Source organism: Acetobacter lambici, from assembly GCF_011516885.1.
Taxonomy (GTDB): domain Bacteria; phylum Pseudomonadota; class Alphaproteobacteria; order Acetobacterales; family Acetobacteraceae; genus Acetobacter; species Acetobacter lambici.
On the sequence record NZ_WOTD01000023.1, the window covers coordinates 1 to 16,526 of the forward strand.

A 16,526-nucleotide genomic window follows, 5' to 3' on the forward strand; every position below is an offset into this window, starting at 1 on the left:
TGCGCAAGACCTATATCAAGACATCAGTCTTACATCAACTCATTCTCGCTTCTGCTGTCGCAATACATCAGGTCTACATCACATCAGTCTCAACAAAAAAACTTTTCCATAAACTTTTCCATAAACTTTTCCATATACAAATGCAAACCTTTCGGTTTGCGCTTCGCGCTATCGCCATGAGGGGATGTCGTTGTCACGACATTGGGCAGCTTGATGCTGCAACCCGCTCAGGAAAACTTGCGGCGACGAACGAGTGAAGGTATCTGAATTACGTGTTTTTTGTTTGTAATACCAAACCGTAATACGTTAGTGTCTATGCATAACGTAGGGAGGAAAAGATGGCTGGACCGTTATCCATTCGTCTTGACGACAGATTGCGGCGAGATCTGGAGCAGGAAGCAAGTTTTCAAGGTATCCCGCTGAGCAATCTGGTGAGAGACATCCTTAGTGCCGGAGCTAGGGCGGCAAAGCGCCAACGCATTCAGCAGGACAGTGCTCGGGTCGCCCACTATGCGGCAGAAACACCCGAGAGGCAGGCCCTTTTCGAAGAGACTGGGAGTGCCCATAGCAATGGCTTCTGATCGGCCAATAGCAAGCACGATGATCTTCCGTCCCGGTCAGATCGTTCTAGCTGATTGGCGTGGAGATGCTCTTCCGAAAGAGCCAAATAAACGTCGCCCAGCCGTTGTCGTGGAAGACGATCTGTTTCCGGCTGAGTGGCCTAATGTCATTCTTGTCCCACTAACTGATGATGAGGGATTGGTCATTCCTGATCTGAGTGTCAGGCTCGACCCATCACCTGAGAACGGGTGCCCAAAAGTCTGCTGGGCGGTTTGTGCACTTGTTACGACGACATCCAAATTGCGCGTTGCGCCGACCGAAAGTTTTGTTCGGCCTGAACAGTTGGAGATGATGCGAAAACAAATCGCATTCTTGATCGGGGCAGATATTTAACGACTTCTGGTGCGGCTCCTGCAGGCCACATAAGCGGATTAAGAAACCAGCATAATTGTCGAAGAAATTATGCTGGTTTCGGGATTGTCAGATTTGTCTAATTCGAAAATTACATATCTTGGCACCAGACCTGAAGGAGAGCTGACAATGCGTGTGCCCAGTGCGGAGTTTATTCGCAATTATGGAACCATGCCCGATCAGGCCCTGTCAGAGGCCGTAACGATTATCCGTGATGGCAAGGGCAGGCTGGTGGTTCTGTCCACTGCTGAATACCATAGGCAGTTCGCCAGATCCCGCCGTGTTGTCCTGCCCAATGAGTTGAGCGAGGTAGATTTGGAAGCAATTGCGGCGACCGAGACGCCTGATAGTTATGCCTATCTGGATGCAGAGATCAGTAACAAGCGAGCTTTTGGACCCGATATCGGGCTTGCTCTTCGGTATTCCTACCTATGTCACCGGTAAGCTGACCACGTGTGGGAGGAAGGCCAAGGATTGTCTATTGGCCATCATCTTCATCACGCAGAATCATGCGGGCCTGACACAGGCGCTTGACCCTACCACTCTCACCCCCTGTTGCCAGGCAAGTTTCTACAGATCAATCTATCGTCGCTTACGGTGTGCTGCCACCACCGCTCTATCGTATGATCTGAGATCTATTTGTGGGTGAAGCAAGGCGTTCGCGCAAGGTTCTCGTCTTTCAGACGGACTGACCAAACCGTATTCACAACTGGATCGACCATACTCATTCCATCGTATTGGAGAGGAGTTATGGACGTGGTGGATACTAGCCAGCAAAAAATAGCGGACCTTTTGGTGGCGCTCCTGTCAAAAGGGGATGTCATGGGAAAGGATATCAAGGATATCCTAAAGATGGTCAGCCCTTCAGAAGATGATGATGAAAGCGCAAAAATTTCGGAGGCATTGGCTCAGATGGCCAGTGCTATTTCGGGGCTTTCTGACACACTTAGTGGCGTTAAGGCGTCAGTCGATGATCTGGTTAAAGTCACCAGATCGGGAGGACTGGCATGATTACCTTTCGCAAATTAACAGCAAATGGGGCCGGAAAGCTGATCGTGGCCTATTTGCGAGAGCATCAATTGGAGCCAGAAAACGACGTTCGTACCGATCGTGATCTGGAGAAAAACACGGAGAGTGGAGATCGGCTAAACTCTTATTACACAGGCAGGGAAGGAAAGGGAGCTTGGGCCCCTCACATCGGGGGGCACATTGCTGATGCATTAGGGATCGACACAACCAAACCCCCTACGGATGAAGGGTTGGCACGGCTGTTTGAAGCTAAACGAGCAGATAATGGAGAGACATGGGACAATACTGGCCGAAAACGAGAAATATCCGGGTTTGATTTTACAGCATCGCCCGACAAATCTGTGACGCTAGCTGCTGAGTTCGCTGAGACCAGGGCTGAACAGGCTTTGATCTGGCAGGCCATTCATCTTGCCAATGACCGGGCTCTACGCCTTATAGGATCAGAGATAGGCCTTGCCAGAAGAGGCTCTGGTGAAAAGGCGTTTGAAGAGGAAGGTGAGGTGGCATGGATTTCCTTCCGTCATTATACCGCCCGTCCAGCGCTACATATTCAGGATGGTGAGGCGGGTGCGACCGCATCGGTGGAAATACCGGTTCCCGGTGATCCGCAGGCGCACATCCATAACGTCATGCTTAACGCTGTGGCTACCGAGAGCGGGCACCTTGGGTCATTGGACAGTGCGCGCCTGACGAATGTTACGGCCCATCTTTATGGGGCGTATTTCCAGGCGGAGCTGGCGCAGGAATTGCGTAAGCTTGGTGTACAGGTTGCCCCAGATGCCCGTGGAAAAGCAGTCGTCATTGAAGCTATCCCTAAGGCGGCCTGCGAGGCTTTTTCTAAACGGTCGAGGCAGGCAGAACAGCAGGCCAAGGCCTTTGTGAAGCGTCAGGGTGGTAACTGGAACACTATGACAGCCGATCAGAAGTTCAAGGTTTTGCATCAGGCCAACCTCGCGTTCCGGTCCAAAAAATATGACGGCACTAACGATCGGGAGATCTGGCGGGAGCAGGCCAAGGAAATGGGCTGGGAGCATAAAACGGTTCTCACCGATGATAAGCCTCAGGAGCTTGCCCAGCAGGAACGGTTTGATAAAGCGTATGAGGTTGCGGCCAGGCTGCTCGCTGATGAATTTCGTACTGCGGCTGTTCTGGATAAGAACATGTTCCGGGTTCATGCAGCCCATGGATTGATTGCGGCAGGGATTGCATCCAGTTCGGACATCGACCGTGTAGCGGAAATGATCGAGGAGCGGGGCATCCTTGTGAACGGCGAGATGGTTCTCTTCGTTGAGAAGGAACGCGATCGTCTTGTGCAGATTGCGACAACGGCTCAACTGGCCCTTGAAGAAGAAATGGCTGATCTGGCTGGCCTCGCGTCCAGAACACAAACAGGGGTGTTGTCGAGCGAGCAGATTGCGGCGGCTATTGCGCGTTCGGGATTGGATTTTGAGCGCGAGCTGGATCATGGCAAGGCGCAGCTTGCTGCCATCTATGCAATGGGGGAGGCTGGCCAGCTTGCCTTTCTGACGGGTGTTGCTGGGGCAGGGAAAACCACCCTGCTTCAACCGTTGGTGGATGCATGGAAACAGGATGGGCGGCGCATGGTCGGAGCAGCGCTGGCATGGCGTCAGGCTGATGCCCTGTCGGATGCTGGTATTGAAGAGCGCTATGCTCTCGCCCCTCTTCTGAAGAAAATTGAGGATGGAAGCCTTAGCCTCGACCCGGATAGTGTTCTGGTTCTGGATGAAGCGAGCCAGATTGCACCAGGTCAGATGTTACAGATCCTGCGTTATCAACAGGAAGCAGGTTTCACCTTGCGTATTCTGGCGGACAGGGAACAGGCACAGGCGATTGAGGCCGGTGATGCTGTAGAGTTGCTCATGCGCGTGCTCCCCAAAGAAGCACAGCCAGCCCTGCTCAGCACCGTTCGACAGAAAACGCCACGGGGTCGTGAGATTGCTGGTCTGTTCCGGAGCTCAGGCCGAGACCTGACGCTCTCCGAAGCGAAGCAGAAAGAGCAGGACACCCAGCGTGCCCGGCAGGCCATCGACATGAAGCGTAAAGATGGCACGTTCAGTCTGGTTGGTGGCGATCATACTCAGGTCGTGGAAAAGATCGCGGACTTCTACCTCAAGCGTCGTGACATGCTGACGGCGGCCGGGTCGAAGCGTGGGATTACAATGTCGGCTCCCACCAATGAAGATGTGATGGCACTGAGTATTGCCGTGCGTGAAAGGCTACGCATTCGGGACGAGATTGGTAAAGAAGAGATCGTTCGGGCAGCTATAGATCAGAGAGGGGAAGAATATGATCTGCCTCTCTCTGTTGGCGACAGGGTCCGTCTTTTCTCACGGACGAACTGTCTGGTTCGAACAAATGACCGCAATCGTTGGCGCCAGTTGGGCAACAATGGCGATTTTGTCGATGTGAAGGGGTGGACCGATAAAGGTATTGTTCTGAAGAATAAAAAAGGGGTTGAGGGTTTTGTGCCATGGGAGCGATTGGCTGACCGTGAAACCGGACGGATCAAGTTGGGTTTTGGTCATGCCATGACCATTGATGCTGCTCAGGGGATTACTTCAGATGAACATATTAACGCCATGCCCCGAGGGACTGCAGCAGTTACGGGGTTCACGGCTTATGTGGCCGAGAGCCGTCACGTCCTGACCTGCTGGACGAAGATAGCTGAGGCACCAGTCACAGAAGCAGAAACCTTTTCTCGTCCGTTGGGAGATAAGACACCAGTCACGATTGAGGATATTCTAAATCGCATTGCCGGTGACATGGGCAAGCACCCCTATAAGTCACTGGCGATAGATCTTGAAGGTGTGGAACTTCAATATCAGGATGACCTGCGTCGCTGGATCACGCAGGCTCATGTCAATGAGAAGGCAAGGCAGGACGGTCGATCCCCAGGTGAGAAGCAAAGGGCACGACAGGCAAGCAGGGGGTTGCGCGCGATAACGCCTGAACAGTGGGATGATGTAAGCCGCAAGCTTCGGCGGCAGGCTTACCAGGCCCAGAATATTGCAGAGACGATCAAGAAATCGGTTGATGGCCTCAAACGGGACCAGCAGAAAGTGCATGCGCGCCGGCAGGAGCAGGCGCGTGAAAGAGGCAGAAGCCGTAACGCTGAGCCAGATTTGTGACTGGAGAAGATCATGATGAATGATGACGTGATGGAAATGGAGCAGTTGATTGCAACGATTGCTCCTTTAATCGCTATGGAGCGTGAGGCGGAAAACTGCCAGAGTAGTGAGGAATATCGCGTTTTTCGACGGCGGATTGAAGATGTCAATCAGGATGCCCTTGAAGGATTGAGGCAGTTTATTAATGACCGGCCGAACTGGGGACGCACTGATATGCAGTCAGTTTATTACTTTCTTATGCAGCATCCTGATCTGATCTATTCCAAAACTGATCAAGGGGTTCTGGCAGCTTTGGTTAATGAGGCTTGGCATGAGAGGAATGGTTGGAAGGTCTAGGAAGCACTGACACCGAGACACCATCTCAAACGGCTTATTCCTGTGATGATGGCGTAACTTACTGGCGCAATAATGAATAACCCACGAATGCAAGAGCTCCCATAAGGACGACCTTTCATGAATTACTTTTCAGTTCTCCGTGGAACTCGTGCTGAGGTACGGAAGGCCATTGAAAATGGGGGAATTAAGAAGGGCCTTGTTAAGTTCGAGGCAAACAGGCCATGCCATGTCAAGATAAAATCATCAAGCCGTCCTGATGTGGTTCACGCAGTAAATATCTGCAAAATGTATGGCCTGTTGGAAACAGCTCCAATAATGACGACGCCGATATAACCAGTGAGGTCGTGTTATAATTAACAATCTAACTCCGGAATAAATCCATTAAAAAGTTCTAGCTTCCATGATCTCGTTGATGTTGGTGGTATAACGCTGCGACAGCATACTTTGCCGGGGCTTCCACTTATTCTGTAGCCCCGCACTTAACAAGCTCATGGTGCCTTTGCCGAAGCGCTGATTGACGGCGTCCATAGCTTTAGTCGCCTGCCGAGTGCGCTCACCGCCTGTTGCAAACAGAGTGTTCTGTCGATTGGTTGGAGCCAGATCGTTAAAACTTACTCCGGCCTTGGCATAGCGATACCCGTCTTTCCACATGACCTTCAACAATCGGATGGCATGGGCCACCAGTGCGAATGTGTCGTTAGTCGGTTCGCAGGTTATTGAAACCTGAGGCGCATACCACCCGTCCTGTCGTTTGTGCGGGTTGGTCTGGATGAAAACAACAATATGCGCTGTGTCCAACTCCTCTGCCCGCAGCTTTTCTGCTGCTCGGGAGGTGAATGTCGTTATGGCTGTGCGCATGTCGTCGTAGTCTGTGACGGGCTGCCCGAACGAGCGAGAGCAGGTCATGCCTTTCCGCTGTTCGACAATTTCCGATAGTGCCATGCAACTTTCGCCGCGGAGTTCGGCCTGTAAACGCACTCCCGTGATCATCATCAGCTTGCGGACCAGCGCTTCATCTGCGTCAACAAACTGCTGGATGGTGCGGATGCCGGCCGCCTCAAGACGTGGTACCAGCCGTCGGCCGATACCCCAGACCTCACCGACAGGTAGATTGCGGTAGTATCTGTGCCTTAATGCCTGGTCACTGAGATCACACAGCCCTTCCAGTTCTGGACGGTCCTTGGCAATATAGTTGGCCAGCTTCGCAATGGCTTTTGTTGGCCCCCACCCCACACACGTTGGTATCTTGGTGATTTGTTCGACTGAGGCCCGGATCTGTTCGCAGCGGTGTTCCATGTTTCCATGCAATCCGCCCAGATCAAGAAACATCTCGTCGATCGAATAAGCTTCTACACGTGGCACATGGTCCAGAAGCACCTCATAGACGCGGCGAGACATGTCAGCATAGAGAGCGTAGTTGCTGGAATACCATGCGACATCGACCAGCTTTGGTGTGTTTTTGACCAGATGCCACGCATCGCCCATTTTAATACCCAGGTCTTTGGCTTCCCGGGTTCTGGCTATTGCGCATCCATCATTGTTGCTGAGAACGACAACGGGCTTATGTTTTAGGCTTGGCTCAAAAGCACGCTGGCAGGAGCAGTAAAATGCGTTGCAGTCGATGAGCCCGTACATATCTCAGACTTCGGTCCGTACCAGACCTGTGATGTTCCCCCATATCTCTACGTCTCGCATGGGGTCAACGCGAAGGGGCTGCGTGGCATCATCGCCCGACACTAGAAACCATTTTCCATTACGATTTTGGAGTTCGGCGAGAATGATTTGACCACCGGCGCAGGCGATGACCAGAGAACCAGAGACGGGATTGCCCGCCGTGTCAGCAATCAGGATGTCCCCACTCAGGACGCCACGTGACACAAAAGAGAGTCCCTGCACGCGCACAGGGTATCGGCTGGGTTTGCGCAAGGAGAGGATCTCTGAAAGATCAATCGAACCTTCGATTGAATCTGCGGCCGGGCTTGCAAAGCCTGTTGTCCTGTCGCCTGCATACTGCCGAGCCATGCTCAATCTCCCCACGGATGGAACATAAAGAGAACGATATTTAGCGCCAAGTCAAGTGTTTTGGGAATGCCAATTCCTAGGGTATTGGTTTTTCACAGAGAAATTATCATGATCCATCTAGGGATTATCGCACAGATTCTCGAACTCCATGTGGGGCTTAGTATTTTCAGAGCTATTGGCGGTGAGAAGTTTTTATGTCCACTTTAATTGTTCTTTGTGTTCCGTATAACCGACGCCAAGAGGCGCAGGCAGGAGGTGCCGTCTTTGATGGTGCCGAAAAATGCTGGAAAGCTTCGCGGGATAATCTGACGGCTTTATTGCCGTTTGTCCCTTATCGCTTCAGACCTGACAGAAAACCGCCTTATCTTCGACCATGGATGGTGCCGCAGGCTTTATGGGGCCGTAACCTGCGCGCCTTGCTGGCCAAGGACGATTGGGACCGTATCCGCAAGGATGCGTATGCCCGTTCTGGGTCGCGCTGTCGTGTGTGCGGTGGTCGTGGCCCAAAGTGGCCAGTAGAGGCCGATGAAGGCTGGCAATACGATGACACCGCACGGGTTCAGACCCTCAAAGGTGTGATTTCCTTATGTCCAGACTGCCATGCCGTGCGCCATTGGGGCAAGACCACTACTGATGGCCGCCAGAATGAGGCATTGGCGTGGATGGCCGAACTTAATGGCTGGACACGGGCTGAAGCCCAAAAGTGTGCTGATGATGCCATGGGTCAGTGGCAGGACCGTAGCCGATTTCAGGACTGGAAATGTGATATCAGTTGGGCAGTGAAGACATACGGCGTCACTCCAATAGAAGGTGGTGACGCCATTGCGCTGGAGCGCAACCAGTCATTCGTTAAGGCTGCGCGCGAACACTATGCCTCTCAAGAAGGTCTAGGCAGTTACCTTCATCACCTTTTTCATGAGAGCTAGGCCATTTGGAAATACATCTGCCAACTTAGGCATTATGTGTGCTGATCTGGTTCAAAGCTTGTGACACCATATTTCGGGCGGCGGCTTCTGATGCCCCTGTTCTTATTTCGAAGTTGACGAGTGTTTCATAGAGCGATTTGTCGACATTAGGATTGATCATGACAACGCCCCCGCGGTTGCCTACAGGAAGGGGGGTAGACCGGTTGCGAAAAAGACATTCGAAGGGGATATAAGGGCGTACAGGAAGTGGCTCTCCGAATAAGGTCAGTGGATCATCGTCTGGGACAGTGTTCCCTTGTGAGAGCCTGCCTAATCGCTTGTAAATTTCACCCAGACCACCGTTGAGGGCGGGTAGGTAATTTTCGTCAACCAGATCTTTGCCTTCACAAAGGCTTTCGAAAACCAGTCGGTCTTCTGCGCTGTTGCTGGAGGTTAGAGACGGCGAGGTCTGACGGTTGGCCGAGCGCGTGATCAGGGGAGTGTATATCCGGTTCACTCCTGAGGGTTTGATTCCGGCATAGAACAATCGCGTGTAAATCCTCTTCCCCCGGAAAAGAATGATCGCCTGTCCCTGTCTTAACCCTTGGATATCGCTCCATGAGATACGTTTGACTTCGCGAATGTCGGCTCTCATCTGATCGGAATAGACGCCCATGACTGGAGCGTTGTCGTAACCTGAGAGCACACTGACCTGCATGGTGCCGCCCGCCTGCTCGACCCATTCCCGTGTTGGCCCGGAATCTTCAATATTTTCAAAAATCTTGAGTTTGGGGTTTCCAAGAAGGGGGGCAGCATCATCCTTTCCGAGCGTGGCGTATAATGACCCCACTTCCTGAAAGGATAAGAACATACCGATGTTGAGTTCTCTGGCCTGTGCGAGCATGACGTTAACGTCTTTGGTCGCGAAATAATTGAACTCATCATAAATATGGAGATAAGGCGTCTTTGCCGATGAGGGGCGGTTTGTGACCAGATCCTCGTAATCCCCTTCAATAGACGCCCCCAGTGCGGCGGCCATGGCATAACGCTGTGCGGTGATAACGGTCTTGCCGATGGCAGCGTTGGTATTGCGATCATTTTCCAAAGACGGCAGTAGCACAATCAGATTGCGTCTGTTGTATTCCACATCTGCAAAGTCAACGTCGGGCACCTCACAATTAAAAATATGACCATAGGTGGTGGTCATCATTGTGAAGGTTTTAGCAAACCCACCCACGACATAAGAATGCTGTTCGCGCACTTTGTCCTGGTTGGAAGCTGCTCCTTTATTGGCGGAATATCCGCCAGTTTCTGCAACATAGGACCGGACGGGAACAAGCAGGGCCTCGGGAAACTGGTCGGGTAGAGGAATGGTCAGTATTTTTTGCGTTCTGAAGTTGAAGTAGGAGAACCGTCGGTGCCGGTTTTCGGTATCTTGTGTACCGACAAGATCAATCAGGCTTTGGATGTCTGAGAAATTCGCACGAATAGTGGCGGCCGTAATGGGAATACCAACATGATCGCGCATCCAGACGAAAATTTGGGATACACTCCCGAAGAGGGCCTCGGCACGATCTCGGAAATGGGCTGAATTTCCGCCCCCTTTTTCTTCCGGGAGGAAGAGGGTACGCAGCAGTTCGGCCATCCCCTCGGCGTTGACGGAGGAAAAGGGGTTCCATGTGTTGGTTTTCCGGTCTCCACTGGAGACAAGGAAATTGATAACCCGCATGTTGGCTTCAACTCCCCATCTTCGTTGCAAGGCTTGCAGCGAGAAGACGAGGTTGTTGGAAGCTTTGCCGTCAATAATGGAAAAGCCAGTTGCCTGTGCCAGTGCGCTGCATAGCAGACTATAGATGAACTGTGTTTTCCCTGAGCCTGTTGCGCCGGGTAGCAGGCCGTGCATGGTCAGGTCAGTGCCTGCAACCCATGTCTGCTGTCCGGTATTTTCATCCCAGCCAAGGAGCCAGTCCCCTTCTGCTTTCCCAGGGATTTCGACACCGGGACGTTTGGAGTCTGGAACGGGATTGCCATAATCTTTGCGTGACGAACAGGCAGGAATCCGTAGTGGCATTATCGTGCCGCGACTGAGCACGTAGGCCGCGTATCCAAGCGATAGCGGCACTAGTGCTGTTGTCAGGGCAGGGACTGAAAATGCCAGAGCGGCAAAGGCAACAGGGCCGATGGCCGAGATTTCGGATGTCAGGGCTTCATGGAACTGTGTCCAAAGTGTTCTGGTATCGCGATACGCAATCCCCCCACGTTGTTCGTGGCGGTCTTGCGGGCCGTCCATCCGGCGACGAATAGAGCCCATTGCGTTAATTCAGACCAAAAGCAGAATTGGGATTTTCTTCTGTCGGCGGCCGCATTGCCTGTTTCTGTGGCAAGTCCATAGGAGCAGGCATGACAGGTCTTAACTGAGAATGCGCTTGTCCTGACTTCTGGATATCCAGCGTCTCGATGGGGGCAGTTTTATGGGCTGGGTTTAGATATAGCGCTCCCAAAAATGCGAAAGCGGACAGGATGATAACTGGCGCGATGCGCCTGGCGAGACGTGTTGCCCGTGTCCCTTCCGTCTTCAAGGCGACGTTAGTGTCAGGCCAAGGTGAGGGGGCCGAAACGACTGCCTCAGATGATGGCTTCGGAGAGAGGATCACAACACTCTGCTGTCCGGGGTGAATGGTGATGGATTGACCCTGTTCGGGAATAATAATGATCACGACTGGCTCCTGTTAGGATGATGGTTCATTCTGCATGAACAGGTTGTGAATGCGCGTCGGAGCACAGTTCCTGAGCATATTCCTCCATGGCTTCAATGGTGATCTGACCTTTACTGTCGACCAGTTGCTGGAGCATGTGATCGACACAAAGAACGATGACACTGATGGGAGCGTAGTGGACAGCGTTCAGGACGTGGCCGCACAAAGCACTCTCATTATGGTCAATCCCCAGACCAAAGCTGGCCTGCCCGTGTGTCGGGGTCCACTGATCTTCCGCCAGACGAATGATGACGGGTAAAAGAGCATCAGGGGCTAGCAGACGGCGCGGCGTCCATCCCTTCTGCTGCTGTCCGACTATAATGCGATAGGAACGCAGTTCGAATAGCGCGCAGAGAGCATCAATCAGACGTTCAATGTCGATCATGCGAATTTTCTCTTTTTCCATGTCGGTAGACGAGGCCTGCGCGAGCCTACGCACAGGACGCGCACCATGCGGTATGCCACGGGAAGGGTAAGACCCAACCATGCCATGACGCCGAATATCAGGGTGCTGACTACAGCGAGGATGAAGACCCACTCGCGCATATGGGCAAACCAGAGCACCATTGGCACGAGAGAGCGGCAGTCCAGTATAAACAGGTGGACTGGTTCAGAAGAGTAACGCCACATGATTACATCTCCGCGTCACGGGCTTTAGCAGCCACGGCATCTGTAATGCGCTTTTCGGCCAGAGCTTGGGCGATGGACTGGACATAGGTTTGTCCAGTCTGTTCAACCGCCTCATGCGTGAGGGAAGGCCATCTATCGCGCGGTGTGTCGAGCAGTTTGTTCCGGAAGGCTCGCGTCACTGGTAGAAATTCCCTGATGGGTGTGCGCGTGCCATCAGTCGATGGAAGAAGGCGTTGATTGACGATCAACCGAAGATTTTCGACAAACGCGATTGTCAGGCTATCGCGTTGATCCGGTGGACATAAGGCTTCAATCCTGCGGATCGTTGAAGCCGGATCGAATGTATGGACCGAAGATACCAGACGGTGTCCGGAAATCATGGCCTGAACGGCTGCTTCTACCGTTTCGGGGTCTCGACATTCCCCAACGATGATATCGGTGGGTTCCTGTCGCATCGCCGCTCGAATGAAGTCGGGGAAGCTTTTAATCTGGCGGGGGATCTCGCTTTGACTAATTGTTGCATTTTTTCTGTCAACCAGATCGTACAGCAGTTCGAGAGGGGCTGATCCTTCCACGATATTGCAATGACAATCTGGGTTCTCGAGACGGGCACGCGTTATCCCGCCGATGAGGGTTGTCTTGCCGCTCCCGGTGGCACCGCAGATCCAAAAGCCTCCATTGTCCCCTTCGAGAGCATCTCTCAGGCGGGGTTCAACATTCTGTTCGTCCAAAGTTCTGGGGATGTCCACCAGTGGCCGGATAGTGATGGTGATGGCTTTTTCTGCACCAATAGTCGCGGAAACCGCGTTGACACGGAACGAATGGCGCGGACCTTTCCGGTTGGGCCAGACTGTATGTGATATGTCTATGGTTTCGGCTTGGGTCAGGACGCTCGTGGCAACCTCACTGCCATACATGAAGCGTATTGTTTCCTGTACACGGCGCGGGCTCCAACGATCTTTCCCTAATTGGGAATTTTTACCATGAACACGGATTTCCACAGGCTGATCCGTTTGGATCTGGACGCGGGATGCACCCAATTTGGCGCAATGGACCAGTAAGGTATTCAGATCAACATCGAGAGGAAGATCAGACATCGAATGATCCCTTACTGTGCTGATGGGCGGTTTCGGTGATCTGGCTAATGCGTTTGTGCTGGTCGAGGAGATGCTTTGGAAATGCCAGACCAGCGTCTGCCTTCTGGCCGTCCCAGAGCATGCGGATATAATGCTGGATGGGGTCACGCAGCGCGGCCGGAGCCTGAGAAATGCTGTATCCGTAGAATGTTTCTGAACGCGTGACATGATCCAGTTGCGTAAAAGTGGTTGTCATACTGCTGTCGAGTTGGCTTTCGCGCAGGAAATAGCGTTTCAGGACCCAGACACGCAGGTCGCTGGCAGCACTTCTGGCAGCAAGGAAATAGACACAGAGTGTCTGTTCATCAGTTGGCATGATGCGGTGTCACCTCGAAAGTCATCAGGGAGGATAAGGTCAGCGCAAGTTGCGGATCTGGAGATGGTGTTCCGTGCAGACACTCAGCTCGCCAGTGTTCCATAGCGCCAGCCGTCTCCGTGCAGGTTGTTGTGACAATGGCGTGAAGCGGACGACCAGGCATTGGATACGAAAGGCCACACAGAATGAGCCAGAGATCCCGGTCAACCAGTTGGACAATTGAGAACAGGCTGGGATTGACAACACCTGACTTGCGCCGGGCTTCCTGCAGAAGCGACATCAGGGCAGGGCGGACATAGGCATGTCTGGATGCAATTTCGATCCCGCTTGTCCAATTCTCCGCTGCGTAGGCCTTCTTCATTTTCTGGGTGAAGGTTTTGTCCAATTGAACAAACTGCCTGATCTCTCCTTTCTTCCATCGCCCCGAGAGAGCAGTGGAGAGAGATTCCAGCATCGCCTGCGCCTGATCTTTCTGACGGGTGTAATAAAGACTGAACACCATAAAAAGGCACAGCTCTACGGCTGAAAGCTCTGCTGGACTGCTCCATCGGTTCCCCAACTGACGCACCAGCGCATCATGGCACTGGTGGACGGTCTCAGCATCGGACAGTGGTCCTGGAGCATACCGATTGAGCCACTCAACCGGCGTGAGAACCGGGTCCATGGGCCGCAACGGCTTTCCTTCAGGCGCTGGTGGCGTCAGTTTGGCGGCTCCCCCGACCCATGCCTGTCCAATAGGATGGATTTTGGCCAGCATGCGGGTCATGCCTTCAAGACCGAAGCGGTGCTGGTAGATGGCTTGAGGAGCCTGTGTCCCACAGAGAATACCAAGTGCGACAAAAAGCCCCAGTGACGGTAGCAGGATAGCCTGCCCCGTCAGAGTGCAGAGTTCCCATAATGTCCTACCGGACACTTTTTCGGGCTGGGCATGAGCAAGGTTGACCAGAACCTGATCATACTGGTGGGTAAAAAGAGAGATCATGCGCAGTTCTGCACCGGCGCAATACAGGACGAGTTCAGTAATCTGCGTGTGAAACTCATACCAGAGCAACAGGACGAGGCATGTTGCGACAACGATAACCGCAAGAGCCGTTAGAATCATATTTTCCGGGTCGACATCCCGTCCTGTGCCGATGGGCTGTTGTGGCACGTTCATGGGTTTGCCTCCCCTGCGTGCCAATGTGCCCGGTTGGCATCAAGGCCAGGTTGAGAGCGGATACGGATTTCCGTGTCATCGACCCGCAGCTGATCGTGGCCTCCCTGTGTGTCGCGATGGAGGAAAGCGACCTCTGGCGGTTCGACTTTGCCGGCTTTTAACAACACCCGGTACCGAGCCATGCCGATTATGTCGCGCTGCAGCCGTCCCAGATCATCAAGAAAGACTTCTACTGCCTGTCGTTCGCCTGCGGCCCATCCACGAGCAACGGCTTCGCGCCAGACATCAACCTCATGTCGGGTGCGTGGTCGCTGGGCATCAATAGGTGTATCAGGAGATGCGACATTTCTGACAAGCCACGTTCGCCACTGAGGTGGCAGGGAAACAAGCTGCGCCTGGCGAGTGATACGGTAGACCTGCCGTGTTTCACGAGCCGTTTGTCCACTATCGTCCAGTGCGAAGGCCATTTGTGCTTCTGTGACGACAGGTGGACGAATGAGGGTCTGTCCATTCCCGGCTGGCAGGACAAGAGTACGAAAATCAAACTCACGATCAAGCACGGCTTCATAACGGCGGAGCATGTCGTTGATTGCAAACGATCTTGCCGCCAGTCCTCCTTGAGCACCGTAAGCCCATGCGGCCTGTTTGAGCGCTTCATCCCGGCCATTGCTACTTTCCGTGCGTGGCGAGTAGCCGGGTCGAACAGCCATGAGCGCCTCCAGAGAGGGGGGGCGTGTCGTATCTGTCAGGACAGGTTGTTCGGAAGCACCGCTTAGGGGGGTGTCGAGTGGATTGGCAGCAGCCATGTTTGCCTGTGGTTCGGCCGGAACAGGGAGGGGTATCGGCGTGTTGGGCTGGGCAAACAGTGTCCCGGCAGGATTGGACAACACGATTAACCCTAGGATGAGGGTGCGTTTACGCATGCTGATTAATCCGGATGGTATGATGAAGAATGTCGACATCGACATCCAGTTCAGGATTGCCGGCTGCTGCGAGTTCGTTGATGAGCTCTCCGGCCGTGGCATGTGTCTGATGGATGCTGACAACTGGAGCATGGTCTATGGGGGGTGAGAGGACCTTGTATCCCACCATCTTGGCAATCTCCCGGACCCCTGCATCCAGTGAACCAGTCCAGTCCCAGCGCATAGGCCGGTTCATTTCCGCAGGGAGGACTGAGCCCGGGCGTAACATTGGAAATCGAACCTGCCCCATTGTGTCCATGCGTCCGAGAAGTGTGGACATTTCAAGCGATATGGGCTGATGGAGGGATGGAGGTTCTGACTGGTGCTGACAGGCTCCCACAAAAAGGAGGCTGATCAGAAGGGGTGCAGATGTGCATGGTGGTATTGTCATACCCCATGATCACCCATGTGGTTGTGAATGCGAGATACCGACGACATGGCTCCAGACCTTGAGCTGGTATGCCTGATTATGGACAGGGGTGCGCGAATTGTAGTTTCCGACACGTTCCCAGAATTCTTTGGGATGCTGAGGGGTCTCGCCTCCCAGTTCTCTTGCCAGAATCCACGCGCCAACGTGGATATTGAGGCACCCGTCATTGATGATCTGTTCGCGCGTTATCCCTTTTGCGGCGAGTTCGACGAGATGGGACGAATTGATCTGGGCAGGTCCCATATCATATGTCCCATTCTTGTTGCTTACGATCTGCCCAACATGTCCACCTTCAGTTGCGAGAAGGCCCAGAAAGAGTGGTACCGAAATCCTATACTGGCTGGCAGCATCCACAGCACATGTGCGCAAGTTCCCAGATAAGGCCGTTGTCTGGGATGATGGTACCGTGAATGTTGGTATTATTTTGGGAGTTTCTTTCGTCTTGTTGCTGACTGCATAGGCCAGTATCCACGCACCGGCCGCGATGTTTGTGCAAACATTAGTTTTTATGGCCTCAGGCGAAAAACCAGCCTTTTCAAGAATAGGCATCCAGCCGGGCTGGATACCCATTGGCCCGATTAGACCATCATGTTGTTTTTGAATGATCTGCACGATGGATGATTGCTGAACATGATAATATTCAGCAATCTGGTCAACACATGGCGGTATGATCATGGCAGGTCTCGACGAGGAAGAGCCCATGTAGTCCGCGCACTCATTAAGCATA

General features: G+C 53.1%; 19 protein-coding genes. 7 read left to right on the top strand and 12 right to left on the bottom strand.

Translation table 11 applies throughout. The annotated features are described in order from the left end of the window. The 6 genes from GOB86_RS15935 to GOB86_RS10375 form a co-directional block, all read left to right on the top strand. A partial coding sequence (locus tag GOB86_RS15935) for a hypothetical protein (protein ID WP_206752703.1) occupies positions 1-257 on the top strand: 257 nt, incomplete at its 5' end. 313 nt (positions 258-570) lie between these two features. Then, a complete protein-coding gene (locus tag GOB86_RS10355; protein ID WP_165992257.1) occupies positions 571-954 on the top strand; it encodes a type II toxin-antitoxin system PemK/MazF family toxin in 384 nt (127 codons plus the stop codon). 147 nt (positions 955-1,101) lie between these two features. Continuing rightward, positions 1,102-1,416: a type II toxin-antitoxin system Phd/YefM family antitoxin gene (locus tag GOB86_RS10360; protein ID WP_165992258.1), complete on the top strand. Its 315-nt coding sequence runs from the start codon at positions 1,102-1,104 to the stop codon at positions 1,414-1,416. Between the two features lie 306 nt (positions 1,417-1,722). Continuing rightward, positions 1,723-1,983, top strand: a complete 261-nt coding sequence (locus GOB86_RS10365) for a hypothetical protein (protein WP_165992259.1) — start codon at positions 1,723-1,725, stop codon at positions 1,981-1,983. Continuing rightward, entirely contained in the window at positions 1,980-5,150 is a 3,171-nt protein-coding gene (gene mobF, locus GOB86_RS10370) for a MobF family relaxase (protein WP_165992260.1), read from the top strand. Before GOB86_RS10365 ends, mobF begins: the two co-directional genes overlap by 4 nt. 12 nt (positions 5,151-5,162) lie before the next feature. Continuing rightward, entirely contained in the window at positions 5,163-5,486 is a 324-nt protein-coding gene (locus GOB86_RS10375; RefSeq protein WP_165992261.1) for a hypothetical protein, read from the top strand. Positions 5,487-5,867: 381 nt separating this feature from the next. Here GOB86_RS10375 and GOB86_RS10380 read toward each other — a convergent pair whose 3' ends face one another. Beyond that, complete coding sequence (locus GOB86_RS10380; protein ID WP_165992262.1) at positions 5,868-7,121, bottom strand: Y-family DNA polymerase; 1,254 nt, start codon at positions 7,119-7,121, stop codon at positions 5,868-5,870. A 3-nt stretch (positions 7,122-7,124) separates the two neighbouring features. After that, positions 7,125-7,508, bottom strand: a complete 384-nt coding sequence (locus tag GOB86_RS10385; protein WP_165992263.1) for a LexA family protein — start codon at positions 7,506-7,508, stop codon at positions 7,125-7,127. 194 nt (positions 7,509-7,702) lie between these two features. On the opposite strand from GOB86_RS10385, the gene GOB86_RS10390 reads away from it, so the two are divergent. After that, positions 7,703-8,434 carry a hypothetical protein gene (locus GOB86_RS10390; protein WP_194301170.1) on the top strand — a complete coding sequence of 244 codons (732 nt, stop codon included), beginning with the start codon at positions 7,703-7,705 and terminating at the stop codon, positions 8,432-8,434. A 25-nt stretch (positions 8,435-8,459) separates the two neighbouring features. On the opposite strand, the gene GOB86_RS10395 is transcribed toward GOB86_RS10390, so the two are convergent. From GOB86_RS10395 to GOB86_RS10435, 10 genes are read right to left on the bottom strand one after another with little or no spacing between them, the layout of a single operon-like run. Then, complete coding sequence (locus GOB86_RS10395) at positions 8,460-10,724, bottom strand: type IV secretory system conjugative DNA transfer family protein (protein ID WP_165992264.1); 2,265 nt, start codon at positions 10,722-10,724, stop codon at positions 8,460-8,462. A gap of 4 nt (positions 10,725-10,728) precedes the next feature. Continuing rightward, a complete protein-coding gene (locus tag GOB86_RS10400; protein ID WP_165992265.1) occupies positions 10,729-11,130 on the bottom strand; it encodes a hypothetical protein in 402 nt (133 codons plus the stop codon). Between the two features lie 25 nt (positions 11,131-11,155). Further along, positions 11,156-11,656 carry a hypothetical protein gene (locus GOB86_RS10405; protein WP_165992266.1) on the bottom strand — a complete coding sequence of 167 codons (501 nt, stop codon included), beginning with the start codon at positions 11,654-11,656 and terminating at the stop codon, positions 11,156-11,158. Then, positions 11,551-11,799, bottom strand: a complete 249-nt coding sequence (gene icmT, locus GOB86_RS15890; protein ID WP_198912036.1) for an IcmT/TraK family protein — start codon at positions 11,797-11,799, stop codon at positions 11,551-11,553. The genes GOB86_RS10405 and icmT overlap by 106 nt, the downstream gene beginning before the upstream one ends. A gap of 2 nt (positions 11,800-11,801) precedes the next feature. Next, the gene (locus GOB86_RS10410) at positions 11,802-12,896 is read right to left on the bottom strand and encodes a type IV pilus twitching motility protein PilT (protein ID WP_165992267.1); all 1,095 of its coding nucleotides are present in this window, start codon (positions 12,894-12,896) and stop codon (positions 11,802-11,804) included. Then, positions 12,889-13,251: a hypothetical protein gene (locus GOB86_RS10415; protein ID WP_165992268.1), complete on the bottom strand. Its 363-nt coding sequence runs from the start codon at positions 13,249-13,251 to the stop codon at positions 12,889-12,891. The genes GOB86_RS10410 and GOB86_RS10415 overlap by 8 nt, the downstream gene beginning before the upstream one ends. Further along, complete coding sequence (locus GOB86_RS10420; protein ID WP_165992269.1) at positions 13,241-14,407, bottom strand: secretion/conjugation apparatus DotM-related subunit; 1,167 nt, start codon at positions 14,405-14,407, stop codon at positions 13,241-13,243. The genes GOB86_RS10415 and GOB86_RS10420 overlap by 11 nt, the downstream gene beginning before the upstream one ends. Continuing rightward, positions 14,404-15,297, bottom strand: a complete 894-nt coding sequence (locus GOB86_RS10425; RefSeq protein WP_338421524.1) for a type IV secretion system DotC family protein — start codon at positions 15,295-15,297, stop codon at positions 14,404-14,406. The genes GOB86_RS10420 and GOB86_RS10425 overlap by 4 nt, the downstream gene beginning before the upstream one ends. A 25-nt stretch (positions 15,298-15,322) precedes the next feature. After that, complete coding sequence (locus tag GOB86_RS16605; RefSeq protein WP_408737365.1) at positions 15,323-15,760, bottom strand: DotD/TraH family lipoprotein; 438 nt, start codon at positions 15,758-15,760, stop codon at positions 15,323-15,325. Positions 15,761-15,769: 9 nt separating this feature from the next. Continuing rightward, the gene (locus tag GOB86_RS10435) at positions 15,770-16,474 is read right to left on the bottom strand and encodes a transglycosylase SLT domain-containing protein (protein WP_242012602.1); all 705 of its coding nucleotides are present in this window, start codon (positions 16,472-16,474) and stop codon (positions 15,770-15,772) included. Between the last annotated feature and the right edge of the window lie 52 nt (positions 16,475-16,526).